This is a genomic window from Sphingobium sp. DC-2, assembly GCF_000722555.1.
GTDB lineage: Bacteria > Pseudomonadota > Alphaproteobacteria > Sphingomonadales > Sphingomonadaceae > Sphingobium > Sphingobium quisquiliarum.
In genome coordinates this window covers 12,740-35,828 of the sequence record NZ_JNAC01000075.1, presented here as the reverse complement: position 1 = coordinate 35,828, position 23,089 = coordinate 12,740, and the positions used below count along the sequence as shown (strand labels likewise).

Sequence of the window (23,089 nt, the reverse complement as noted above, 5' to 3'; positions counted from 1 at the left end):
TGCACCGGAGATTGAATGACTACGCAATACCCCCTTCTTCCGCTGCGCGACATCGTCGTTTTCCCGCAGATGATCGTGCCGCTGTTCGTCGGCCGCGACAAGAGCGTCGCCGCCCTTGAGTCGGCGATGGAAGGAAATAAGGAAATCTTCCTCGTGTCGCAGCTCGACCCGGCGGAGGATGATCCCAGCCGCGACTCGCTCTACGACACGGGCGTGATCGCCGTCGTGCTGCAACTGCTCAAGCTGCCGGACGGCACCGTCCGCGTGCTGGTGGAGGGCAAGAGCCGCGCCCAGCTTCTCTCCCTCGATTCCAGCGGCAGCCATCTGGTCGCTGCCGTCAGCCCCGTGGATGAGATTGAGGCGGAAGGGCCGGAGGCGGCCGCCCTGATGCGCTCCGTCGCGGAACAGTTCGAAAATTACGCCAAGCTCAACAAGAAGCTGCCCGCCGAAACCCCGGTGCAGTTGCGGGAGATCGAGGACGCCGGACGCCTGGCCGATGCGGTGGCGGCGAATATCAACGTCAAGGTCGCCGACAAGCAGTCGCTGCTGGTCGAGGCTGACCCCGTCAAGCGCCTGGAAATGGTCTTCGCCTTCATGGAGGGCGAACTTGGCGTCCTCCAGGTCGAAAAGAAGATCCGCGGCCGCGTGAAGCGCCAGATGGAAAAGACCCAGCGCGAATATTATCTCAACGAACAGTTGAAGGCGATCCAGCGCGAGCTTGGCAATGGCGAGGGCGAGGAAGGCGACGAACTCGCCGAACTGGCCGACAAGATCGCCAAGACCAAGCTCAGCAAGGAAGCGCGCGCCAAGGCGAACGCCGAATTCAAGAAGCTCAAGGGCATGCAGCCCATGTCCGCCGAAGCGACCGTCGTTCGCAACTATCTCGACGTGCTGCTGGGCCTTCCCTGGGGCAAGCGCGGCAAGGTCAAGACCGACCTCAAGCGCGCGCAGGCGATCCTGGACGAGGATCATTTCGCGCTGGAGAAGGTCAAGGACCGGATCATCGAATATCTCGCCGTGCAGGCCCGCACCAACAAGTTGAAAGGGCCGATCCTGTGCCTCGTCGGCCCTCCGGGCGTCGGCAAGACCTCGCTCGGCCGCTCCATCGCCAAGGCGACGGGCCGCGAATTCGTGCGCCAGTCGCTGGGCGGCGTGCGCGACGAAGCGGAAATCCGTGGCCACCGCCGCACCTATATCGGGTCGCTGCCGGGCAAGATCGTGACCAATCTCAAGAAGGCGGGGACGATGAACCCGCTTTTCCTGCTGGATGAGATCGACAAGCTCGGCCAGGACTTCCGCGGCGACCCGGCTTCGGCGCTGCTCGAAGTGCTCGACCCCGAACAGAACAGCAAGTTCCAGGACCATTATCTGGAGATCGATGTCGATCTTTCGGACGTGATGTTCGTCACGACGGCCAACTCGCTGAACCTGCCGCAGCCGCTGCTCGACCGCATGGAGATCATCCGGCTCGAAGGCTATACGGAAGACGAAAAGGTCGAGATCGCCCAGCGTCACCTGCTGCCCAAGCAGATCGACGCTCACGGCCTCAAGGAAGGCGAACTGGAAGTCACCGAGGCGGCCGTCCGCGACCTCATCCGCCATTATACGCGCGAGGCGGGCGTCCGCACGCTGGAGCGGGAAATCGCCCGGCTCGCCCGCAAGGCGCTGCGCAAGATATTGGAAGGCGCGTTCGACAAGGTGACGATCACGCCGGAAAATCTGGCCGACTATGCCGGGGTGCGGAAATTCCGCCACGGCGTTGGCGAGGAGGAAAATCAGATCGGCGCCGTCACCGGCCTCGCCTGGACAGAGGTGGGCGGCGAACTGCTGACCATCGAAGCGGTCACCGTGCCCGGCAAGGGGCAGATCAGGACCACCGGCAAGCTTGGCGAAGTGATGAACGAATCCGTGCAGGCCGCCTTCTCCTATGTGAAGGCGCGCTCGCCCGGCTATGGCATCAAGCCCAGCATCTTCACCCGCAAGGACATCCACATCCACCTTCCCGAAGGCGCGGTGCCCAAGGATGGCCCTTCGGCCGGCATCGGCATGGTGACGACCATCGTGTCGACGCTGACCGGCATTCCCGTCCACAAGGATGTGGCGATGACGGGCGAGGTGACGTTGCGCGGGCGGGTTCTGCCCATTGGCGGCCTCAAGGAAAAGCTGCTGGCGGCGCTGCGGGGCGGGATCAAGACGGTCCTGATCCCTGCGGAAAATGAGAAGGACCTTGCCGAAATCCCGGCCAACATCCGCGAAGGGCTGGAAATCGTTCCGGTCAGCCATGTGGACGAAGTGCTCGCCCGCGCGCTGGTCTCCACGCCCGAAGCGATCGCCTGGACCGAGGAGGATGACCTTGCCGCGCAGCCCAGCCCCGCGCAGGGCAGGGACGGGGATGCATCGCTGCGCCATTAAACAATGTTAAGCGGCGGTTATCCCTGATCAATGGGATCAAGGGACAAGGGAAAATCTCGTCCAGGGGACTTCGCTTGTCGCTTTCCCTTTGACAGGCCTTGAAAGCTGGGCCTTATTGCGCCGCCTACGCCGCGATTCCGCGTTTATCCATAGAGCTAGAAGGGGGTTCCAAGGCATGAACAAGCAGGATTTGATCAGCGCTGTCGCTGAAACCAGCGGCCTTAGCAAAAGTGATGCGACCAAGGCTGTCGAAGGCGTTTTTGAATCCATTTCCGCTGCCCTGAAGAAGGGGGATGAAGTTCGCCTCGTCGGCTTCGGCACCTTCTCCGTTTCGCAGCGCAAGGCATCGACCGGACGCAATCCGCGCACCGGTGAAACCATGACCATCAAGGCTTCGGCCCAGCCCAAGTTCAAGGCGGGCAAGGGTCTGAAGGATTCGGTGAACTGATATCCGGCGGTCCGGCTTGCCGGATCGTCCATCATCCGCCCGGCAGTGCCGGTCCCGGCTGGGAAGTTGTTTAGGAGAGCGGGCGCGGCAGGTGGGATATCCATCGCCCGCCATATGCGAAGGCAAGGATCAGGGGGAAGGGCCGGGCGGCTCATCCCCCTTTTCTTTTTCCACGAAGAGAGGCATTTGCGCGCTTGACGAGGCCGGAATGGCCGCATATGTGCCGCTTCTCTCTCGGGCCTTATGGCCCTGTGGCGATCGTAGCTCAGTCGGTTAGAGCGCTGGTTTGTGGTACCAGAGGTCGTGGGTTCGGATCCCATCGGTCGCCCCATTTTCCCCATTTGCAGGATAGAAGCGGTGCTGGCCGCCTTCTGGCGCGCGGCGTCCGGCCATTCGCATTTCCCCGCTTCGCTTGTCCGCCATTCGCTCCTATAGAGCCCCGATGGACGAAGCACGCGACAAGGGGCTGACCCTTAATCCCAAATATGACCGCGACGGCCTGATCACCGCCGTTGTCACCGATGCGGACGGGGGCGACGTGCTGATGGTCGCGCACATGAATGCGCGGGCGCTCGCGCTGACGGTCGAAACCGGCCTTGCGCATTTCTGGTCCCGGAGCCGCCAGTCGCTATGGAAAAAGGGCGAGACCTCTGGTCACATGCTCCAGGTGCGCGACATCCGCATCGATTGCGATCAGGACGCGGTCTGGGTGAAGGCCGTGCCCGCTGGCCCCACCTGCCACACGGGCGCCCGGTCCTGCTTCTTCCGCCGCGTGAGCGCGGACGGCCTCACCCCGGTACGATAAGGTACGCATAAACGGTCCACTGCCCCGGCCGTCCGGGCTGAGCCTCCTTCTGCCAGACCAGGCTCAGGCAGCAGCCAGCCTCCGGTCGCGCTGCTGCAAGGACAGCGCGGCAAGGAACACCGCCAACCCGCCCAGCGCGAGCAGGCTGCCGATCCATCCGGTTGACGTCAGCCCATAGCCATGCGCGATCGCCAGCCCGCCCAGCCACGGACCGAGCGCATTGGCGATGTTGAAGGCGCTGTGATGCGCCGCCGCCGCCAATGTCTGCGCATCCCCGGCAACGTCCATCAGCCGCGTCTGCAACACCGTGCCCAGGCCGCCGCTGCTGCCGATCAGGAACATGACGATGCCAAGCGTCCAGATATTGCCAGCCGCAAATGGAAACAGGGCCAGCGTCCCCGCGCTCCACAGCAACACGATAATGGCCGTGCGGCTCTGCGCGCGGTCGGCGGCCCAGGCGGCGACAAGGTTGCCGATGGTCATGCCGATGCCGAAAATGGCCAGCACCACAGGCACCCAGCGTTCGGACACATGGGTCACCGTCAACATGGTCGACGCGACATAGGTATAGACGGCGAACAACCCGCCAAATCCGATCGCTCCGGTCAGCAGCGTCAGCAGCACCTGCCGGTCACGCAGAGCGCCGAGCTCCCGCATCGGACTGGCCTTGCTGTTCCCCTTGTCGCGCGGCGCATAGGCGGCGACCAGCACCGCCGTCAGCAGCGCCAGCACCGCCACCACGCCAAATCCCCATCGCCATCCCAGCGCCTGCCCCATCCAGTTGGCGGCAGGCACGCCGATGACCGTGGCGATCGTCAGCCCCGACATCACCTGCGCCACGGCCTGAGCGCGGCGGCCGGGCGGGACCAGCCCCGCCGCGACCAGCGCCGCGACTCCGAAATAGGCGCCATGGGGCAGGCCGCTCAAGAAACGGAACAGCAGCATCAGCGGGTAGGTGGAGGAAAGGGCGCTAAGTCCATTGCCGACCGCGAAAGTGGCCATCAGCCCGATCAGCAGCGTCCGCCGGGGCAGGCGCGCGCCCAGCACGGCGATGACCGGCGCGCCCGTCACCACGCCCAGCGCATAGGCACTGATCGCATGGCCAGCGGCTGGCGCGCTGATCCCCAGGTCGGACGAGAAGAAGGGCAGCAGGCTCATCGCCGCGAATTCGGTCGTGCCGATCGCAAAGGCTCCCACCGCCAGCGCGAAGATGACAAGCGCCGGGTGAACGGGTCTCGCCTCTGCCATCACTCACTCCATGCTGCATCGCAAAATCGAAGGCGTGCAGATGCTATCGCGCGTCCCTCGGGTCAAGGGGCGGGGGAGGATGACATTATTGCAGTTGCCGGGCCGCAGCCCGCAATCAGCGCGCGCCCGCAGCGCCGCTGACGTTCAGCATCTTGCCATTGGTGATGACGACCAGATCGCCCAGCTTCGCGACATTGAACAGCTTGCGGGCAAAGGGCGTCGGCACGCCGATGCATCCATGGGTGGCGCTGCCCCAGCGCACGTCGCTGCCATGAATCGCCACGCCATCATTGGTGAGCCGCAGCATATAGGGCATGGGCGCGTCATAGAGGTTGGACACATGGTCCGCATCCTTCTCCGTAATGGGGAAGGCGCCCAGCGGACTGGGCTTGTCGTCCGCGCCGTAAAGGATGACGGCGGCGCCGATTTCATGCCCCGCACGGAATACCGAAAGGGTCTGCGCCTTGAGGTCGACGGTGATGATCACCCGCCCGGCCGCAGGGGCGCGGCTTTCGTCCCAGACATAATCGCCGTGGCGGAACGGCCCCTCGATCGGCAAGATGCTCTTGACCGCAAGGGCGTGCGGGTCGACCGCCAGCGGCTGCGCGCGCGAACGCTCGACCGGAGCGGCCCCTGCTGCGGCGGGCTTTGAAGGCGCGGCGCTCGCCTGCTCCACCTTCGGGCGCGGCTCCAGATCGCGGCCGCGCTCCATATAGGTGGTCACGAGCAGCAAAACCGCGCTCGCCGCCAGTCCAACAGCCAGCTTCGGGCCCGCAAGCCGCATCAGGGCCGTGATCAATCGCACTATGCTCGTCCCGTTACCTGTCTTCCGGCACAAGGCTCTGCCGGAAAAAGGTTAAGGTCAGCCTTCCCGGTCGACCTCCGCCGCGGCGATCGCCGTCAGGTTCAATATGCCTCTGGCGGTGACGCCGGGCGTCAGCACATGGATGGGTTGCGCCAGGCCCATCAGCATCGGCCCCACCGTGGGCGAACTGGACGATGCCGACAGCGCCGTCAGCGTGATATTCGCCGAATCGAGATTGGGCATGACCAGCAGGTTCGCTGGCCCTTCGAAGCGGGAATCGGGGATCAGCCGCTCGCGCAAGGGCTGGCTCAGCGCCGCGTCGGCATGCATTTCGCCATCGACCCTGAGGTCAGGCGCGGCCGCCCGCACCATCTGCAAGGCGGATCGCATCTTGCGCGCGCTGGGGCTGTGCGACGCGCCGAAATTGGAATGCGACAGCAGGGCGACGCGCGGCGTCAGGCCGAAATGCTTGAGTTCCGTCGCGCCCAATATCGCCATTTCCGCGATCTGCTCCGGCGTCGGGTCGGGCACCATATGCGTGTCGGTGATGAACAGCGCGCCGGGATCGAGGATCAGGCCCGACAGCGCATAGACGCGGCTCAGCCCCGGCCTGCGCTCCACGATGCGCAGCACATGCTCCACCTGGCCCCAATATTCGCTGTTACCGCCCACGATCGCCGCATCGACCCGTCCGGTCCGCAGCAGCATCGCCGCCGTCACGGTCGGGCGGCGATAGACGTGGCGGACGACTTCGGCGGCGGGCACCCCCTTGCGCGCCGCGATGGCGCGATAGGCCTCCACCAGCTCGCCCATGACGAGGTGGTCGGTTTCGGGATCGATCACCTCGACATCGCGGTCCAGCTCAAGCCTGAGGCCCAGCGCAGGCAGCTTTTCGTTCAGGATGCGCCGCCGCGCCACGATGACCGGGCGCACAATGCCTTCGTCCAGCCCGTCCTGGATCGCGCGCAGCACGCGCTCATCCTCGCCCTCGCCATAGGCGATCCGGCGGCAGGTGCCGCGCGCCGCTTCGAACACGGGCAGCATAAGCTGGGCCGACCGCGTATTCTGCTGCGCCAGCGAGCGCCGGTATGCCTCGATATCCAGCGTGCGCTTGGCGACCCCGCTGTCCATCGCCGCCTTCGCCACGGCGGGCGCGATTTCCGCGATCAGGCGCGGGTCGAACGGGGTGGGGATGATATAGTCCGGCCCGAACACCAGCTTGCGCCCGCCATAGGCCTGCGCCACGCTGTCATGCGCGGGCAGGCGGGCCAGGCCAGCGATCGCCTCTGCGGCGGCGGCCTTCATCGCCTCGTTGATCTCGGTCGCCCGCGCGTCCAGCGCGCCCCGGAAGATATAGGGGAAGCACAGGACGTTGTTCACCTGATTGGGATAGTCCGACCGCCCCGTGGCGATGATCGCATCGGGACGCGCGCCCCGCGCCGCCTCCGGCCGGATTTCCGGCTCCGGGTTGGCGAGCGCGAAGATCAGCGGGCTGTCCGCCAGCAGCGGCAGCCATTCCGGCTTCAACACGCCCGGCGCCGACAGCCCCAGGAAGATGTTCGCGCCCGGCAGCACGTCCGGCAAGGTCCGCGCATTGGTCGTCCGGGCATAGCGCGCCATGTTGGGCAGCATGCCGGTGCGCCCGGAATGGATCACCCCGTCCTTGTCGGTCAGCGTCACATTTTCGACCCGCAGCCCCATCGACACCAGCAGGTCCACGCAGGCCAGCGCCGCCGCCCCGGCGCCTGACGTCACCAGCCGCGCTTCCTCCAGGCTTTTTCCTTGCAGCACCAGCGCGTTGCGCACCGCCGCCGCGACGACGATGGCGGTGCCATGCTGGTCGTCGTGGAAGACGGGGATGTTCATCCGCTTCTTCAACTCCGCCTCTATGGCGAAGCATTCGGGCGCCTTGATATCCTCCAGGTTGATGCCGCCAAAGCTCGGCTCCAGCAGCGAAACCGCTTCGATGAATTTTTCCGGGTCGGTCGTGTCGACCTCGATATCGAAAACGTCGATATCGGCGAATTTCTTGAAGAGGACGGCCTTGCCCTCCATCACCGGCTTGGACGCCAGCGCCCCGATGGAACCCAGCCCCAGCACCGCCGTGCCGTTGGAAATCACCGCGACCAGATTGCCGCGCGCGGTATAGTCCATCGCCTTGTCGGGGTCTTGCGCGATTTCCAGGCAGGGCGCCGCCACGCCCGGAGAATAGGCCAGCGCCAGGTCGCGCTGGTTGACCATGCGCTTGGTCGGCTCGATACGCAGCTTGCCCGGTTGAGGCAGGCGGTGATAATCCAGGGCGGCGCGGCGTGTATTCTCATCCATGGCCGGGGATTAGAACCCATTCACCGCCGGGGCAATGGCAAGCATCATCAAAGGCCGCGCCCGCCTGTCCCGATTGCGAACCCGCCTGACGCCTGCGATGAAAAGCCCCGCTTGTGCGCCGGGGCGCTTCCAACTAAATCGCCCCCATGACATCGACAAACGACATTCGCCGCTCCTTCCTCGACTATTTCGGGGCGAACGGCCACACCATCGTTCCTTCAGCGCCGCTGGTGCCGCATAACGACCCGACGCTGATGTTCGTCAATGCGGGCATGGTGCCGTTCAAGAATGTCTTCACCGGCCTTGAAAAGCGCCCCTACAGCCGCGCGACCAGCAGCCAGAAGTCGGTCCGCGCGGGCGGCAAGCATAACGACCTCGACAATGTCGGCTACACCGCGCGCCACCATACCTTCTTCGAAATGCTGGGAAATTTCAGCTTCGGCGACTATTTCAAGGAACAGGCGATCACCCATGCCTGGACCCTGCTGACGAAGGAATGGGGCCTGCCGCCTGAAAAGCTGACGGCGACGGTCTACCACACCGACGATGAAGCGTTCGACCTGTGGAAGAAGATCGCGGGCCTGCCCGAACAACGCATCATCCGCATTCCGACGAAGGATAATTTCTGGGCGATGGGCGACAGCGGCCCTTGCGGTCCCTGCTCTGAAATCTTCTACGACCATGGCGATCACATCTGGGGCGGCCCGCCGGGAAGCCCGGAAGAAGATGGCGACCGTTTCGTCGAGATCTGGAACCTCGTCTTCATGCAATATGAGCAGGAAGCCAATGAGATCGTCGGCGAACTGCCCAAGCCCAGCATCGACACCGGCATGGGGCTGGAACGCATCGCCGCCGTGCTGCAAGGCGTCCATGACAATTATGATACGGACACCTTCAAGGCGCTGATCGAGGAATCGGGCGCCCTGACCAAAACCGCCACCGATGGCGAGTTCAAGGCCAGCCACCGCGTCATCGCCGATCACCTGCGCTCCACCAGCTTCCTGATCGCGGACGGCGTTCTGCCCGCGAATGAAGGCCGTGGCTATGTCCTGCGCCGCATCATGCGCCGCGCCATGCGCCACGCGCACATCATCGGCGCGAAGGAGCCGTTGATGCACCGGCTGGTCGGCAGCCTCGTTTCCGAAATGGGCGGCGCCTATCAGGAACTGGTCCGCGCCCAGCCGCTGATCGAGGAAACGCTGCTGCGCGAGGAAACCCGTTTCCGCCAGACGCTGGAAAAGGGCTTGAAGCTGCTCGATGAAGCCACGGTGGACCTTCCCGAAGGCGGCACGCTGCCCGGCGAGACGGCGTTCAAGCTCTACGACACTTATGGCTTCCCCTATGACCTGACCGAAGATGCGCTGCGCTCGCGCGGCCTTGGCGTCGATCGCGAAGGCTTCGATCAGGCGATGGCGGAGCAGAAGGCCGCCGCGCGCGCCGCGTGGAAGGGTTCGGGCGAAAAGGCGTCGGACGAAATCTGGTTCGACATCGCCGAAACCACCGGCAGCACGGAATTCATCGGCTACAGCGGGACCGAAGGCGAAGGCGAAGTGCTCGCGCTCGTCAGGAATGGCGCGCGCGTCGATGCGGCGGGCGCGGGCGATGAAGTCATCATCATCACCAACCAGACGCCCTTCTACGGCGAAAGCGGCGGGCAGATGGGGGATGCGGGCACCATCACCTCGCAATCCGGCCTGGTCGCTGATGTAGAGGATACGTCAAAGCCGCTCGGCCGTCTCCACGCCCACCGGGCCCGGATCGGCACGGGCAGCATCAAGGTCGGCGACACCGTGCATCTGTCGGTCGATACCGACCGCCGCGACCGCATCCGCGCCAACCACAGCGCCACCCACCTGCTGCATGCGGCGCTGCGCAACACGCTGGGCGCGCATGTCACGCAAAAGGGCAGCCTGGTCGCGCCGGATCGCCTGCGCTTCGACTTCTCCCATCCCGAAGCGCTGACCCACAGCCAGATCGCCGCGATCGAAAGCCAGGTCAATGAACAGGTCCGCCATAATGAAGAGGTGACGACCCGGCTGATGACCCCGGATGACGCGATCGCCGCCGGGGCCATGGCCTTGTTCGGCGAGAAATATGGCGACGAAGTGCGCGTGCTGTCCATGGGCAAGGGCGACGCCAACAGCTATTCGGTCGAACTGTGCGGCGGCACGCATGTTCGCGCGACCGGCGACATCGCGATCTTCAAGATCATTTCCGAAAGCGCCGTCTCGTCCGGCGTCCGCCGGATCGAGGCGCTGACCGGCGAAGCCGCGCGCCTGTGGCTCACCGATCGCGAAGACCGGCTGCGCCAGTCCGCCGCCGCGCTCAAGACGACGCCGGAGGAAGTCCCCGCGCGCATCGCCGCGCTGGTGGAGCAGAGCCGCAAGCTCGAACGCGAACTGGCCGAAGCCAAAAAGGCGCTGGCGCTGGGCGGCGGGGGCGGCGCTCAGGCGGCCGGTCCCGAAAAGGTCGGCAATATCGATTTTATCGGTCAGGTGATCGAAGGGCTCGACCCCAAGGAACTGCGCGGCCTGGTCGATCAGAACAAGGCGGCGCTTGGCAGCGGCGTTTCCGCCGTGCTCGCTGTCATGGATGGCCGCGCCAGCATCGCCGTGGGCGTGACCGATGATCTGGTTGGCGCGATCAGCGCTGTCGACCTCGTCCGCGCGGGCGTGGAAGCGCTGGGTGGAAAGGGCGGCGGCGGCCGTCCCGACATGGCCCAGGGCGGCGGCCCCGAAGGCGGCAAGGCCGGCGCCGCGATCGAAGCGGTCAAGGCCGCCCTCGCCAGCGTCCCGGCCTGATATTTGGAAACCTCCCCTCCCGCTCGCGGGAGGGGCTGGGGGAGGGCATCGCCAGCCGGATGATGCCTATCCCGCCGCCGGATAGTGAATCCGCAGCTTGGCGAAAAGATCGTTGAGCATCATGCGGTTATCAATCGACTTGAAGATGCGGATTTTCCGTCCTTCCTTGCGGACGGTGAATGTCCCGTCGCTGTTCAGCGCGGGCGCGATCACCTCTTCCGACGCGCTTGATCCATGCCGCTCATAACGGAAGGGCCGCGCCTGGGCGCTCGGCGGCCAGTCCGCCAGCGATGTCAGCAGGACCAGGGGATTGTCCCCCATCGTCCAGGTCTCTCCCATGTTGAGGATGTTGCGATACTGCGCAGGTGCGTCGACGACCTTCTGGTAGAGCCAAGCTCCGATCCGGCCATGCGGGGCGACGAACGCCTGCAACTCGCTGGCGGACACGAGGCAGGTCGCATAGGCTGATCGCGGAACCTGCCAGATAGGCACGGCCGATTGATTGAACACATATTGCGCTGCAAGCTTATCGATGTTGAAATTATACTCGCCGGTGCCGCCTTCGGGATAGGAATCGCCGCCAATCCATACCAGCGTGAAGCGGTCGGCGATGGACGGCTCAAGAAGCAGCGCGCTCGCGACCTCCGTCAATCCGCCGCCCACGGCGACGAACAATGGTAGGTCCGTGTCGGTGCGCTTGGCCTCATCAATGATCGCCTGCGTGCCCGGCGAGCGAACCGGCACAGTGGGCTCAGCCATCTTCCTGGCCGCTCCGGCATGGACCTTGACCTTCCCGGCCAGATTCATGAGTTCCAGAACTTCTTCCGCCATATCCACGGCCTTTGCCGCGCTTTCGCTGGGGTTGCCCGTCCCGGTGGCGACAATCCCGCGCAACTCGGATGTGGGGGTAAGGATGGCGTGGACCAGCGCGTAAAGTCCGTCAAGATCACCGGCAAGGTCATTGACGAACAGCAGACGCGATCGTGGGCCCGCAGCAGGGCTGAACGGTTTTGCCAATGAAGCAGCGGCCGTCTCAGCACCGCCCGGTGAAGCGATCGCCCCCGAACAGGCGCCCGCCGCGATAACGGCCTTGATCACATCTCTCCGGTCGATTTTCAAACTATCCTCCAATTCCCTTGATATCCAGCGCCCCGCCTATCCCCAATCCTCCCCATCAACGATGGGGAGGGGGACCATCGGCACAGCCGATGGTGGAGGGGAAAAGACGCAACCTCCCAAAAAATTTCCCTGTCCTACAGGCACCGCCTTACGCTAAGCCACACCCCGCTCTTTGACCTGTAGGAAAATCGGAAGGAAATGGCGGTTTTCCGCGCGTCTGTCGTGTAACCTATGTCACCCAAATCCTATCGGTGGAAGGGGAGTCAGGGCACTTCATCCGACCGCAGCCGCCGCAGCTTGGGCGCTATTTCCATCTGTGCCGCATCCTTGATGCCCATGCGCAGATCCTCCCGCGTCTGGTGGATCGACGCGATCACCGGCCCCATCGCGACGCCCAGGTCGACCAGCGCGGTCTCGGCCAGTTGCAGGGAGCTTTCCAGCGTTTCGGGCACCGCGTCGCTGGCCCCCGCCTGATAAAGTTGAGCGGCATGCCCCGTATCGCGGGCTCGCGCGATGATCGGCAGGTCAGGCACCCAGCCGCGAACACGCTTGGTGACGCGAACCGACAGCACCGGGTCGTCCATGGTCAGGATCAGCGCCCGCGCATGGCCCAGGCGCAGCCTGTCCAGCATCTCCGTCCGGGAAACGTCGCCGAACAGGATGGGATAGCCGTTGCGGCGCGCTTCCGCGACCACGTCGGGGTCCGACTCCACGACGATGAAGCGCTGATTGTGGAGGCGCAACAGGTCGCACACCATATGCCCGACGCGGCCAAAGCCGATCACGACTGCCGCCGCCTCCGTGCTTTCCTCTTCATAGTCGGGCCTTTCTTCGCCCAAGGCCATCTCCAGGCGGCGGGCGATGTCATGGCCGATCCGCGCGAGCAAGGGCGTGATGGTAAGGCCGATCGCGGTCACGATCTGCCAGAAAGCCGCCGTCGATGGCAGGATCAGCTTCGCCGCAGCCGCCGCGGACAGGACGATCAGGGTGGTTTCGGACGGGCTGGACATCAGCACGCCGACTTCCAGCGCGACGCCCCTGCGCGCCCCGGAAAGATACAGCAATGCGGCCGTCACCAGCGTCTTGGCAAGCACGACCCCCAGCACGGCTAGGACAAGCGCAGGCCAGTTGGCCAGGATCACGCGAACGTCCAGGCTCATCCCCACGGTGATCAGGAAGACCCCCAGCGCGAGGCCCTTGAATGGCGCGGTCATGACCTCGACCTCGCCATGATAATCGGTCTCGGCGATCAACAGGCCCGCCAGCAGAGCACCGACGATCGGCGACAGGCCCGCAAGCGATGTCGCCAGGCTGGACACGATGACGACCAGCAGACTCGCCGCCAGGAAGACTTCGGGGCTTTTGGTCCGCGCCGCCTGACGAAAGATGTGCGGCAGGAACAGGCGGCCAAGAACGAGCATGACGCCGATCGTCAGGCCGCCCTTGAGCAAAGTGCCCGCAAGCTGCGACCATGCGCCATCGGGACTTGCCGCGACCGAAGGAGCAAGCGCGCCCAGCATGAAGATGATGGGAACCAGCGCCAGATCTTCGAATAGCAGCATGGAAAAGGCCGCTCGCCCGACCGCGCTCTGCGTGCCCACCATGGGAAGCACCACGGCGGTCGAAGACAAGGCCAGCGCGAGGCCCAGGCCAAATGCCCCCGCTGGCGGCTGCCCCAGCAGATAAAGGCCGCTCGCGATCAGCATGGCGCCGCCGATCAACTCGGCCGCGCCAACGCCGAACACCTGGGCCCGCATCGTCCATAGGCGCCGGAAACTCAGCTCCAGCCCGATGGAGAACAGCAGCAATATGACGCCAAGTTCGGCAAAGGGTTCTATCGCCGCCCGGTTCGAGATCGTGACATGGTAGAGCCAGGGATATTCGCTGACGAGCGATCCAAGGCCCGCTGGTCCCACCGCCAGCCCGACGAGGATGAAGCCGATGACCGGGCTGATGCGAAATCGGGCAAAGCCGGGAATGACCAGCCCAGCGGCGCCCAGGATGACCAGGGAATCGCTGAAGCTTTGAGGATTGATTGCACCGGCCATGCCGCATAATTGCGGGAAGGCAGCGGAATATCCAGCTTTATGGAAGGGCGGGCGCTGCTGATGCCGCCTTTAACCCTGGTGCGGACGGCGGGACTTGAACCCGCATTCCCAGGGGGAGGCGGATTTTAAGTCCGCTGCGTCTACCGATTTCGCCACGTCCGCGTCGGCCTATCCCCTGACGCCTGCGCGCCTGAACGTCAAGGACGCGGCGAAGATGAACCTGCCTTGCCATTCAGCCGCTCGCGCATTTCCTTGCCGGGCTTGAAATAGGGCACGCGCTTGGCTGAAACCGGCACCTGTTCCCCCGTGCGCGGATTGCGCCCCGTCCGCGCATCCCGCGCGCGCGTGGTAAAGGCTCCGAAACCGCGCAATTCCACCCGGCCGCCACTCGACAGCCGGTCAACGATTTCCTTGAAAAAAAGATCAACGATCCTCTCGACCTCAGGCAAGCCAAGATCTGGATTTTCTTCCGCCAGCGTCTGTATCAATTCTGAACGTATCATTGGTCCTCCAGCTCCCCCTTCTGGTTCCCACTTGACTCATAGAGAATACGCAAACCCATGACAATTGGCCATTATCGGTAGTCATTTCTTATTTTGGGATAGAAAAAAGGCCCGCCGGAACCGAGTTCCGGTGAGCCTATTACTTTTGTTATAGAGAGAGGCTTTTAACCTTCGCTCTTGGCCTTCAGCGCTTCGCCAAGGATGTCGCCCAGCGACGCGCCGCTGTCCGACGAGCCGTACTGAGCCACGGCCTGCTTCTCTTCGGCGATCTGCATCGCCTTGACCGAGAAGGTCGGCTTCTTGGCGCGGTCGAAACCGGTGACCATGGCATCGAACTTCTGGCCAACCTGGAAGCGTTCCGGGCGCTGCTCGTCGCGGTCGCGGCCAAGGTCGCTGCGCTTGATGAAGCCCGCAGCGCCGTCTTCGCCAGCCTGGACTTCCAGGCCGCCGTCGCGCACTTCCAGAACCGTCACGGTGACGATCGAGTTCTTGGTCAGGCCAGCGGCCGCAGCAGCGGTGCCGCCAGCGGCCGGGCCGCCACGCTCAAGCTGCTTCATGCCAAGGCTGATGCGCTCCTTCTCGACGTCGATGTCGAGAACAACGGCCTGAACCGTCTCGCCCTTGCGGTGCAGAGCCAGCGCGTCTTCGCCCGAAATGCCCCAGGCGATGTCCGACATATGGACCATGCCGTCCACATCGCCGTCCAGGCCGATGAACAGGCCGAACTCGGTCGCATTCTTGACTTCGCCCTCGACGGTCGAGCCGATCGGGTGACGTTCGGCAAAGCTGTCCCAGGGGTTGTTCTGGGCCTGCTTGAGGCCGAGCGAGATGCGACGCTTTTCGGGATCGACTTCCAGGACGATGACGTCGACTTCCTGGCTGGTCGAAACGATCTTGCCGGGGTGGACGTTCTTCTTGGTCCAGGACATTTCCGAAACGTGGACCAGGCCTTCGATGCCCGGCTCCAGCTCGACGAACGCACCATATTCGGTGATGTTCGTGACGCGGCCCGACAGCTTCGCGCCGACCGGATACTTGGCGGCGGCGCCTTCCCACGGATCGCTTTCCAGCTGCTTCATGCCAAGGCTGATGCGCTGGGTGTCGCGGTTGATGCGGATGATCTGGACACGGACAGTGTCGCCGATGTTGATCATCTCGTTCGGGTGGTTGATGCGCTTGTAGCTGAGGTCGGTGACGTGCAGCAGGCCGTCGATGCCGCCCAGATCAACGAACGCACCGTAATCGGTGATGTTCTTGACGACGCCTTCGATGATCTGGCCTTCGGCCAGCGTCTGGATGAGGCCCGAGCGCTGTTCGGCGCGGGTTTCTTCCAGGATGGCGCGGCGCGACACGACGATGTTGCCGCGGCGGCGATCCATCTTGAGAATCTGGAAGGGCTGCGGAATGTCCATCAGCGGGGTGACGTCGCGCACTGGGCGAATATCAACCTGCGAACCGGGCAAGAACGCCACGGCACCGTCGAGATCGACGGTGAAGCCGCCCTTGACGCGGCCGAAGATGACGCCTTCGACGCGGGCATTTTCGGTAAATTCGGATTCCAGCTTGTCCCAGGCGGCTTCGCGGCGCGCGCGGTCGCGCGACAGCATGGCTTCGCCATGGGCGTTTTCGACGCGGTCGACATAGACTTCGACTTCGTCGCCGACCTTGAGGTCAGCCTTCTGACCGGGAGCGGCGAATTCGCGCAGGGGCACGCGGCCTTCCGACTTCAGACCGACGTCGATCAGCGCCATGTCGTTTTCGATGCCGGTTACGGTGCCCTTGACGACGCGGCCTTCGAAGCCGCCATCCTCGCCACCGAGAGATTCATTGAGAAGCGCGGCGAAATCGTCGCGCGAGGGGAATGCCGTAGAGGCCATGTAAGTTTCCTTCACTCGTCATTGCTGGCCTACCGGTTGTCTCCGGTGGTCTTTCAGGCCAAACCGCCCGCGCGGCCGGATACCGCGCGAACATCCGTTCGGCTATGACGAGCGACGCCCCGCGGATAAGCGAAAAGGGCGCCTGGGAATCCCAAGCGCCGTCATCGCGTCAGGCGTTTCGCCGACGTTCCAACTGGGCGTCCACCAGTGCAATGGCCTGCTGGACGGCAGCGTCTATAGTCAAATTGCTGGTGTCGAGCAAGTCCGCTCCATCGGCCATTCGCAACGGCGCATGATCCCGGCTCATATCGCGCGTGTCGCGTGCCTGGATATCGGCGATGAGGCTGTCCATGTCGGGATGCCCGCCATGGGCAACGCCGTCATCATAGCGGCGCTGCGCCCGCACATGGACGCTGGCCGTGACGAAGATCTTGGCGTCGGCGTCCGGGACGATGACCGTCGCGATGTCGCGCCCATCCAGGATCGCGCCGCCGGGCTGCGCGGCGAAATCCCGCTGCCGCTGAACCAGGGCCTGGCGGACGCTCGGGTGGACGGAGACGCGCGATGCGAGCGACCCTACCGCTTCGGTGCGCAGGGCAGGATCGGAAAGGATCGCCTCATCGAAGTTGCAAGCCGCCAGCGCATCCGCTTCCCGATCGGGATCGCCGCTGGCCTTGAGCACGGAAAGGCCCACGGCGCGATACAAAAGGCCGGTATCCAGACAGGGCAGGCCGTAATGATCGGCCAGAGCGCGCGCGATCGTGCCCTTGCCTGACGCTGCCGGACCGTCGACGGCGATGATCATTGTGCTTTGCCTTTCATGAGCGCCTTGCCGAGGCTGACCAGCGCGATCAGCGCCCAGACGATCTCAAGCGCCATGGACGCAATGTTGAAGTGGACGGTGAGCGACCCGATCAGCAGCAATGCACCCACCAGGTTCAAGAGGTTGAACAGCACGAAATTCAGCGTGCGCGCCATATTGCTGTAAGCATAAGCCGCGACCATCAACCCGCTGCCGGTCAGGCCGATGATATTGGCAAGGTCGAATGTCACTCGATCGCTCCGAGTGACCGGAGCAGGGCGGTGAAACCGGGGAAGCTGGTCGCGACGGGACGCATGTCATCCACGGTCAGCCCGCCGGTGGTGGCGAGGCCAGCGACGGCGAAGCTCATTGCTATGCGATGATCGAGCGAGGCCGCTATCACTGGCGGAGACTTGCCGCCGGGCAGGGGAGCGCCGCCGGTCCCTTCGATGATCAGGCCGTCTTCCACTTCCTCGATCCGCGCGCCGATCTGGGCGAGACCGCGCGCCATCAGCGCCAGCCGGTCCGATTCCTTGACCCTCAACTCATCGAGGCCGCTGGTTCGGGTGGTGCCTTGGGCGAAGGACGCGGCGACGAAGAAGATCGGGAATTCGTCGATCATGCTGGGCGCAACATCCGGCGGCACGTCGATGCCGGTTAGCTGGCTGTGCCGGGCGGTGATGTCGGCGACGGGCTCTCCTCCCACCTCGCGGTGATTGGACAGGCTGAGATCCGCGCCCATCGCCTGGAGAATGCCGAACAGGCCCGCCCTTGTCGGGTTCATGCCGACATTGGTGACGGTGACCTCCGAACCGGGAGTGATGAGCGCGGCGACGATCGGGAAGGCGGCGGAGGAGGGGTCGCCTGGCACGGTGATCGCCTGCGGACGAAGTTCAGCCTCTCCCGTCAGGCTGATGATCCGCGTGCCGTCGGATTGGACCTCCACATCCAGCGTCGCGCCAAAGCCCCTGAGCATCCGTTCGCTATGGTCGCGGGTGGGGATGGGTTCCACTACGCGGGTGATTCCCGGCGCGTTCAGGCCGGCGAGCAATATCGCCGACTTGACCTGTGCCGACGCGACGGGAAGGCGGTAATCGAGCGGCACGGCCGGGCAGGCGCCCCGCATGGTGAGCGGCAGCCGGCCCCCGGGGCTGGTCATGAAGGTGGCGCCCATGCGGGAAAGCGGTTCGGTGACTCGCGCCATCGGGCGCTTGCTGAGAGAGGCGTCGCCAGTGAAGGTCGCGGTGATGCCGTGGCTGGCGATCAGGCCCATGAGCAGGCGGGTGGAGGTTCCGCTATTCCCCATGTCGAGCGCGGTCTGCGGCTGAAGAAGGCCGCCCACGCCCACCCCGTTGATGTGCCAGATGCCATCCTCGTCGCGCCTGATGTCCGCGCCCATGGCCCGCATGGCGGCTGCGGTCGCCAGCACATCTTCCCCTTCCAGCAGGCCTTCCACCCGGCTTTCGCCCACCGCGAGGGCCGACAGCATGAGCGATCGGTGGGAAATGCTCTTGTCGCCCGGCACGGTGACGCTTCCCGACAGGGGCGGCGCTGGGGTGAAGGTCATCGGGGCGGGCTGGTCTGAAGAGGCGGTCACGCGGGAATCCGTTGCGAAAGCTGAAAAATTGCGCCCGGCTTTTGACAGCGCGGTTCCGCTATGGCAAGGCGCGCCACGCTTCGCGGACGACGTTGTCGTGCCGCGTGATTTCTGTTTGAGCACTCGCGAGAAGGACAAGGCCGGACATGGTCAAGGCTGAATGGGGTACGAAGCGTACCTGCCCGAAATGCGCCACGCGCTTCTACGACCTGGGCAAGGACGACCCGGTGAGCTGCATCAATTGCAACACCGCATGGGAGCCAGAGCCCGTCCTCAAGTCCAAGCAGCCGCTGCCTTATGAGGAAGCGCCCAAGAAGGTCATCGAGACGGCCGATGGCGAGCTTGAGACGGCTGACGACGATCTGGACCTGGATCTGGACGTGGATGACGATGGCGATTCGCCGGACAATGACGTCGATCTGGGCGGCGACGACGATCTGGGCGTCGACGCTGGCGGCAATGACGGCGACGACATCGACAATTAAGCGAATTTAGCACTTGCAATGGGGGGTGCTGCGGCATAATGGCAGCGCCTCCAAAGCGCCGGACCCAAACGGCGCCGAGACTGGAAACGGGGCCTTAGCTCAGCTGGGAGAGCGCCTGCATGGCATGCAGGAGGTCAGCGGTTCGATCCCGCTAGGCTCCACCAGTTTTTCGGATTGAGAATGTCCAGAGGGCATTTTCCCGGAAAACGTCCTGGCCCGGACGAGGGGCGTGGAGAGCCTGAAAACGGCTTTGCTTCATGTCCTGACCGCCAAGCCAGGGGCGTCCAGATATTCGGCCGACGGCGTTATGCCGGACATGGCCTGATCCATTAAGGTGCGGCATTGTTCGCATTATGATGGGGCCTTAGCTCAGCTGGGAGAGCGCCTGCATGGCATGCAGGAGGTCAGCGGTTCGATCCCGCTAGGCTCCACCAAATCTTCCGATAAAGATGATTTTCGGTGTCAGCGCCTGAGGCCGTTCCGGCTTTGCCTTGGGTTGACGCCTGCCGTTGAACGGAGAGCCTTGGTCCTTGCCGGATCGAGGCTTTTGCTGTTCCCGGCCGGTTTGCCGCCTGTAGGATTTGGGTGACATAGGTGACACGACACAGGCGCGGAAATGCTGGGTTTTGGCCGGGTGGTTCCAACAGATTATGTTAAAGGTTCAAAGAGCGGCGTGGAGCCTAACCTGATAATGGGGCTGTAGGACAGCGGAAAATTCGGGACGCCTTTTCGCGTTGATAGGGGGTGAGAGCGCCGACGTGGCTGCTAGTATGGCGGGACCTGCGCTTTTCCCCTCCACCCGCCTTTGGCCGGTCGCCCTCCCCTTGTTTGATGGTGAGGTTTTTTGTGCGATTGTGGGCGGGCTTTGGATGGGCCACCATGTTGCGGCAATATGTTTCGCGCCACCGCGACAAAGGAGCAGGAAGCATGATGACGCTGTATGACGCGTTCGTACCGGGATGTGTCCAGATTTTGGGATCGGTTCTGGGGCTGATCGAAAAGGCGAAGGCGCATTGCGATGAGCAGTCGATCCCGCACGAAAAGCTGATCGATGCGAGGCTTGCGCCCGATATGTTCGGTTTCGCCTATCAGGTGAAGAGTTGCGCGGTGCATTCGGCCGGAGCGATCGAGGGCGTGCGCAACGGGCATTTCTCCCCCGACATGACGCAACCGCCCAGCAGTTTCGAGGGGTTGACCGCGAAGATCACCGCAGCGCTGGATGCACTCAGGGCGTTGAACGCCGATGAGATCGAGCCCCTGAGCGGCAAGCAGATTATCTTCACCATAGGAGACAAGCTCCGCATGGAATTTACCGGCAAGGATTTCCTGACGAGCTTTTCCCAGCCCAACTTCTATTTCCACGCCACTACCGCCTACAACATCCTGCGGATGAGCGGGGTTGCGATCGGCAAGCGGGATTATCTGGGCGTCGTGCGCGTGGTGCCGTAGGCGGATCGAAGCGCCTCAGGCAGGCTGGACGAAACTGTCCATCACGCGCTTGCGGCCCGCCGTTTCGAAATCGATCTCCAGCTTGTTGCCTTCGATTTCCGCGACGGTGCCATAGCCGAATTTCTGGTGGAAGACGCGCAGGCCGACGCTCATGTCGCCGCGGCCCTTGTTGCCGAGGGACACGGCCGACGCGCGGGCTTCCACGATGCGGACGGGCTCCCTGACGAACTGGCCGCTTTGCTGGGCGCGCTGCCAGCCGGGGCCACGGCCGCTTCCGCGCTGAACATTGGCGAAGGGGTCGGCGCGTTCGGACCAGTTGGCGCGCCACAGGGACGCGCCGCCCGCCATGCTGCTTTCTTCCTCCACATGCTCAGGCGGCAATTCGCCGACGAAACGCGAGGGGATGGAACTGGTCCACTGGCCGTAAATCCGCCGGTTTGCGGCATGCAGGACGATGCAGCGCCGCCGGGCACGGGTGAGCGCCACATAGGCGAGGCGGCGTTCTTCCTCCAGGCTGTTGAGGCCGCCTTCGTCGAGCGCGCGCTGGGACGGAAAGAGCCCTTCTTCCCATCCGGCGAGGAATACGGTGTCGAACTCCAGCCCCTTGGCGGCGTGGATGGTCATGATCGTGACCTTGCGCTCGTCCGCCTGCGCTTCATTGTCCATGACCAGCGAAACATGCTCAAGGAACGCGCCCAGCGTTTCATATTCTTCCATGGCGCGGGCAAGTTCGCTCAGATTTTCCAGCCTGCCAGCGCTTTCCGCCGTGCGTTCGGCCTGGAGCATGGCGGTATAGCCGCTTTCGTCCAGTATCTGACGGGCCAGTTCCGCATGGGGAAGCTGCGCCGCGCGATCGCGCCAGCGGGCGAGATCACCGATGAAAGCGCCCAGCGAACGGCGGGCCTGCGGGGTCAACTCGTCCGTGTCGAGGATGCGCGCGGCCGCCAGGGTCAGCGGCACCCCCTCCGCCCGCGCGAGGCGGTGCAGCTTTTCCACGGCCTTGTCGCCCAGCCCGCGCTTTGGCACGTTGACGATGCGTTCGAAGGCCAGATCGTCGGCGGGCTGGTTGACAAGACGGAGATAGGCAAGCGCGTCGCGGATTTCAGCGCGTTCGTAGAAGCGGAAACCGCCGACGATGCGGTAGGGCAGGCCGATCTGGATGAAGCGGTCTTCGAACTCGCGGGTCTGGTGCTGGGCGCGGACGAGGATGGCGACTTCGTCCAGCGACTGGCCCGCGCGTTCGATCGATTCGATCTCGTCGCCGACGCGGCGTGCTTCTTCCGGCCCGTCCCACACGCCGATGACGCGGACCTTTTCCCCGGCGTCGATGTCGGTCCACAGCGTCTTGCCAAGGCGATTGCCGTTTTCTGCGATGACGCCGGACGCCGCGCCCAATATGTGCGGGGTGGACCGGTAATTCTGTTCCAGGCGGACGATCTTCGCGCCGGGGAAATCCTTTTCGAAGCGCAGGATGTTGGCGACCTCCGCTCCACGCCAGCTATAGATGGACTGGTCGTCGTCGCCCACGCAGCAGATATTCTTGCGCTGCTGCGCGAGCAGGCGGAGCCAGAGATACTGGCTGCTGTTCGTGTCCTGATATTCGTCAACCATGATGTAGCGGAAGCGCTGCTGATAGCTTTCCAACACGTCGCGATGACGTTTCAGGATGGTCAGCACATGCAGCAGCAGGTCGCCGAAATCGCAGGCGTTCACGTCGCGCAGCCGCGCCTGATAGGCGGCATAAAGCTTTTGCCCGCGCCCATTGGCATAGGCTTCGCTGTCGGCCGCGCCGATCTCGTCAGGCGTGAGGCCCTTGTTCTTCCACTGGTCGATCAGGCCGCCAAGCTGGCGCGCGGGCCAGCGCTTCTCGTCAATCCCCTCCGCCTGGATAAGCTGCTTCATCAGCCGTAGCTGATCATCGGTGTCGAGGATGGTGAAGTTGGATTGCAGCCCCACCAGTTCGGCATGGCGGCGCAGCATCCTGGCGGCGATCGCGTGGAAGGTGCCAAGCCACGGCATGCCTTCCACCGCCGGGCCGATCATGCGGCCGACACGCTCCCGCATTTCCCGCGCGGCCTTGTTGGTGAAGGTCACGGCCAGGATTTCGGACGGATAGGCGCGCCGCGTGGCGACGAGGTGGGCAAGCCGGGCCGTCAGCGCCGCCGTCTTTCCCGTGCCCGCGCCCGCGAGGACCAGCACGGGGCCTTCGGTCGTCAGGACGGCCTCCCGCTGAGGGGCGTTCAGCCCCTGGAGATAGGGAGGGTCGTCAGGCGAGGGGGCGGGCAAGGTCATGAACGACAACTAGGTAGCGCAAAGGACGGGAGCAAGGCCAGGCAGCCTTGCGGCGATGCCCGATCTATGAGAA

Annotated in this window: 17 protein-coding genes and 4 tRNA genes; 9 read left to right on the top strand and 12 right to left on the bottom strand. The window is 64.2% G+C overall.

Translation table 11 applies throughout. The annotated features are described in order from the left end of the window. Nucleotides 1–15 precede the first annotated feature (15 nt). The 4 genes from lon (at nucleotide 16) to hisI (ending at nucleotide 3,665) form a co-directional block, all read left to right on the top strand. Entirely contained in the window at nucleotides 16–2,412 is a 2,397-nt protein-coding gene (gene lon, locus ET21_RS0115995; RefSeq protein ID WP_021239093.1) for an endopeptidase La, read from the top strand. Nucleotides 2,413–2,587: 175 nt separating this feature from the next. Then, nucleotides 2,588–2,860: an HU family DNA-binding protein gene (locus ET21_RS0115990; protein WP_021239092.1), complete on the top strand. Its 273-nt coding sequence runs from the start codon at nucleotides 2,588–2,590 to the stop codon at nucleotides 2,858–2,860. Between the two features lie 254 nt (nucleotides 2,861–3,114). Further along, a tRNA-His gene (locus tag ET21_RS0115985) sits at nucleotides 3,115–3,191 on the top strand. A gap of 111 nt (nucleotides 3,192–3,302) precedes the next feature. Next, nucleotides 3,303–3,665 carry a phosphoribosyl-AMP cyclohydrolase gene (gene hisI / locus ET21_RS0115980; protein WP_030540475.1) on the top strand — a complete coding sequence of 121 codons (363 nt, stop codon included), beginning with the start codon at nucleotides 3,303–3,305 and terminating at the stop codon, nucleotides 3,663–3,665. 63 nt (nucleotides 3,666–3,728) lie between these two features. Here hisI and ET21_RS0115975 read toward each other — a convergent pair whose 3' ends face one another. The 3 genes from ET21_RS0115975 to ET21_RS0115965 form a co-directional block, all read right to left on the bottom strand. Beyond that, complete coding sequence (locus tag ET21_RS0115975; RefSeq protein ID WP_030540474.1) at nucleotides 3,729–4,913, bottom strand: MFS transporter; 1,185 nt, start codon at nucleotides 4,911–4,913, stop codon at nucleotides 3,729–3,731. Between the two features lie 115 nt (nucleotides 4,914–5,028). Further along, the gene (locus ET21_RS0115970) at nucleotides 5,029–5,721 is read right to left on the bottom strand and encodes a L,D-transpeptidase family protein (RefSeq protein WP_150113352.1); all 693 of its coding nucleotides are present in this window, start codon (nucleotides 5,719–5,721) and stop codon (nucleotides 5,029–5,031) included. Between the two features lie 54 nt (nucleotides 5,722–5,775). After that, nucleotides 5,776–8,043 carry an NADP-dependent malic enzyme gene (locus ET21_RS0115965; RefSeq protein WP_030540472.1) on the bottom strand — a complete coding sequence of 756 codons (2,268 nt, stop codon included), beginning with the start codon at nucleotides 8,041–8,043 and terminating at the stop codon, nucleotides 5,776–5,778. Nucleotides 8,044–8,189: 146 nt separating this feature from the next. On the opposite strand from ET21_RS0115965, the gene alaS reads away from it, so the two are divergent. Next, nucleotides 8,190–10,844: an alanine--tRNA ligase gene (gene alaS, locus ET21_RS0115960; RefSeq protein WP_030540471.1), complete on the top strand. Its 2,655-nt coding sequence runs from the start codon at nucleotides 8,190–8,192 to the stop codon at nucleotides 10,842–10,844. A gap of 66 nt (nucleotides 10,845–10,910) precedes the next feature. Here the strand turns inward: alaS and ET21_RS0115955 are convergent, their stop codons facing one another. The 8 genes from ET21_RS0115955 to aroA all read right to left on the bottom strand — a co-directional run bounded on the left by ET21_RS0115955 (nucleotide 10,911) and on the right by aroA (nucleotide 18,790). Then, nucleotides 10,911–11,942, bottom strand: coding sequence for a nucleoside hydrolase (locus tag ET21_RS0115955; protein ID WP_051768197.1), 1,032 nt, complete (start codon nucleotides 11,940–11,942; stop codon nucleotides 10,911–10,913). A 284-nt stretch (nucleotides 11,943–12,226) separates the two neighbouring features. After that, on the bottom strand, nucleotides 12,227–14,011 hold the full coding sequence (locus tag ET21_RS0115950) for a cation:proton antiporter (protein ID WP_030540469.1): 1,785 nt from the start codon (nucleotides 14,009–14,011) through the stop codon (nucleotides 12,227–12,229). A 76-nt stretch (nucleotides 14,012–14,087) separates the two neighbouring features. After that, nucleotides 14,088–14,173: transfer RNA gene (locus ET21_RS0115945), tRNA-Leu, on the bottom strand. Nucleotides 14,174–14,208: 35 nt separating this feature from the next. Beyond that, on the bottom strand, nucleotides 14,209–14,514 hold the full coding sequence (locus ET21_RS0115940) for an integration host factor subunit beta (RefSeq protein ID WP_021239084.1): 306 nt from the start codon (nucleotides 14,512–14,514) through the stop codon (nucleotides 14,209–14,211). Nucleotides 14,515–14,678: 164 nt separating this feature from the next. Then, nucleotides 14,679–16,391: a 30S ribosomal protein S1 gene (gene rpsA / locus ET21_RS0115935; protein WP_030540468.1), complete on the bottom strand. Its 1,713-nt coding sequence runs from the start codon at nucleotides 16,389–16,391 to the stop codon at nucleotides 14,679–14,681. A 169-nt stretch (nucleotides 16,392–16,560) separates the two neighbouring features. After that, a complete protein-coding gene (cmk, locus tag ET21_RS0115930) occupies nucleotides 16,561–17,196 on the bottom strand; it encodes a (d)CMP kinase (protein WP_030540467.1) in 636 nt (211 codons plus the stop codon). Then, nucleotides 17,193–17,444, bottom strand: a complete 252-nt coding sequence (locus tag ET21_RS0115925) for a hypothetical protein (protein WP_030540466.1) — start codon at nucleotides 17,442–17,444, stop codon at nucleotides 17,193–17,195. The genes cmk and ET21_RS0115925 overlap by 4 nt, the downstream gene beginning before the upstream one ends. After that, nucleotides 17,441–18,790: a 3-phosphoshikimate 1-carboxyvinyltransferase gene (gene aroA / locus ET21_RS0115920; protein WP_037471192.1), complete on the bottom strand. Its 1,350-nt coding sequence runs from the start codon at nucleotides 18,788–18,790 to the stop codon at nucleotides 17,441–17,443. The genes ET21_RS0115925 and aroA overlap by 4 nt, the downstream gene beginning before the upstream one ends. A 146-nt stretch (nucleotides 18,791–18,936) precedes the next feature. Between aroA and ET21_RS0115915 the strand changes: the two genes are divergently transcribed. From ET21_RS0115915 to ET21_RS0115900, 4 genes are all read left to right on the top strand, one after another. Next, nucleotides 18,937–19,275, top strand: coding sequence for a TIGR02300 family protein (locus tag ET21_RS0115915; RefSeq protein ID WP_030540464.1), 339 nt, complete (start codon nucleotides 18,937–18,939; stop codon nucleotides 19,273–19,275). A gap of 88 nt (nucleotides 19,276–19,363) precedes the next feature. Continuing rightward, nucleotides 19,364–19,439: transfer RNA gene (locus tag ET21_RS0115910), tRNA-Ala, on the top strand. Between the two features lie 194 nt (nucleotides 19,440–19,633). After that, nucleotides 19,634–19,709, top strand: a tRNA-Ala gene (locus ET21_RS0115905). Nucleotides 19,710–20,202: 493 nt separating this feature from the next. Then, entirely contained in the window at nucleotides 20,203–20,724 is a 522-nt protein-coding gene (locus ET21_RS0115900) for a DUF1993 family protein (RefSeq protein ID WP_030540463.1), read from the top strand. A 15-nt stretch (nucleotides 20,725–20,739) separates the two neighbouring features. Here the strand turns inward: ET21_RS0115900 and ET21_RS0115895 are convergent, their stop codons facing one another. Then, complete coding sequence (locus tag ET21_RS0115895) at nucleotides 20,740–23,016, bottom strand: ATP-dependent helicase (RefSeq protein ID WP_030540462.1); 2,277 nt, start codon at nucleotides 23,014–23,016, stop codon at nucleotides 20,740–20,742. Between the last annotated feature and the right edge of the window lie 73 nt (nucleotides 23,017–23,089).

What these genes read in the sequence shown, in the direction of transcription:
- rpsA (WP_030540468.1), bottom strand. Translation starts at nt 16,391, where the DNA reads ATGGCCTCTACGGCATTCCCCTCGCGCGACGATTTCGCCGCGCTTCTC.
- ET21_RS0115965 (WP_030540472.1), bottom strand. Translation starts at nt 8,043, where the DNA reads ATGGATGAGAATACACGCCGCGCCGCCCTGGATTATCACCGCCTGCCT.
- ET21_RS0115990 (WP_021239092.1), top strand. Translation starts at nt 2,588, where the DNA reads ATGAACAAGCAGGATTTGATCAGCGCTGTCGCTGAAACCAGCGGCCTT.
- ET21_RS0115950 (WP_030540469.1), bottom strand. Translation starts at nt 14,011, where the DNA reads ATGGCCGGTGCAATCAATCCTCAAAGCTTCAGCGATTCCCTGGTCATC.
- ET21_RS0115895 (WP_030540462.1), bottom strand. Translation starts at nt 23,016, where the DNA reads ATGACCTTGCCCGCCCCCTCGCCTGACGACCCTCCCTATCTCCAGGGG.
- ET21_RS0115940 (WP_021239084.1), bottom strand. Translation starts at nt 14,514, where the DNA reads ATGATACGTTCAGAATTGATACAGACGCTGGCGGAAGAAAATCCAGAT.
- hisI (WP_030540475.1), top strand. Translation starts at nt 3,303, where the DNA reads ATGGACGAAGCACGCGACAAGGGGCTGACCCTTAATCCCAAATATGAC.
- ET21_RS0115900 (WP_030540463.1), top strand. Translation starts at nt 20,203, where the DNA reads ATGATGACGCTGTATGACGCGTTCGTACCGGGATGTGTCCAGATTTTG.
- lon (WP_021239093.1), top strand. Translation starts at nt 16, where the DNA reads ATGACTACGCAATACCCCCTTCTTCCGCTGCGCGACATCGTCGTTTTC.
- cmk (WP_030540467.1), bottom strand. Translation starts at nt 17,196, where the DNA reads ATGATCATCGCCGTCGACGGTCCGGCAGCGTCAGGCAAGGGCACGATC.
- alaS (WP_030540471.1), top strand. Translation starts at nt 8,190, where the DNA reads ATGACATCGACAAACGACATTCGCCGCTCCTTCCTCGACTATTTCGGG.
- ET21_RS0115975 (WP_030540474.1), bottom strand. Translation starts at nt 4,913, where the DNA reads ATGGCAGAGGCGAGACCCGTTCACCCGGCGCTTGTCATCTTCGCGCTG.
- ET21_RS0115915 (WP_030540464.1), top strand. Translation starts at nt 18,937, where the DNA reads ATGGTCAAGGCTGAATGGGGTACGAAGCGTACCTGCCCGAAATGCGCC.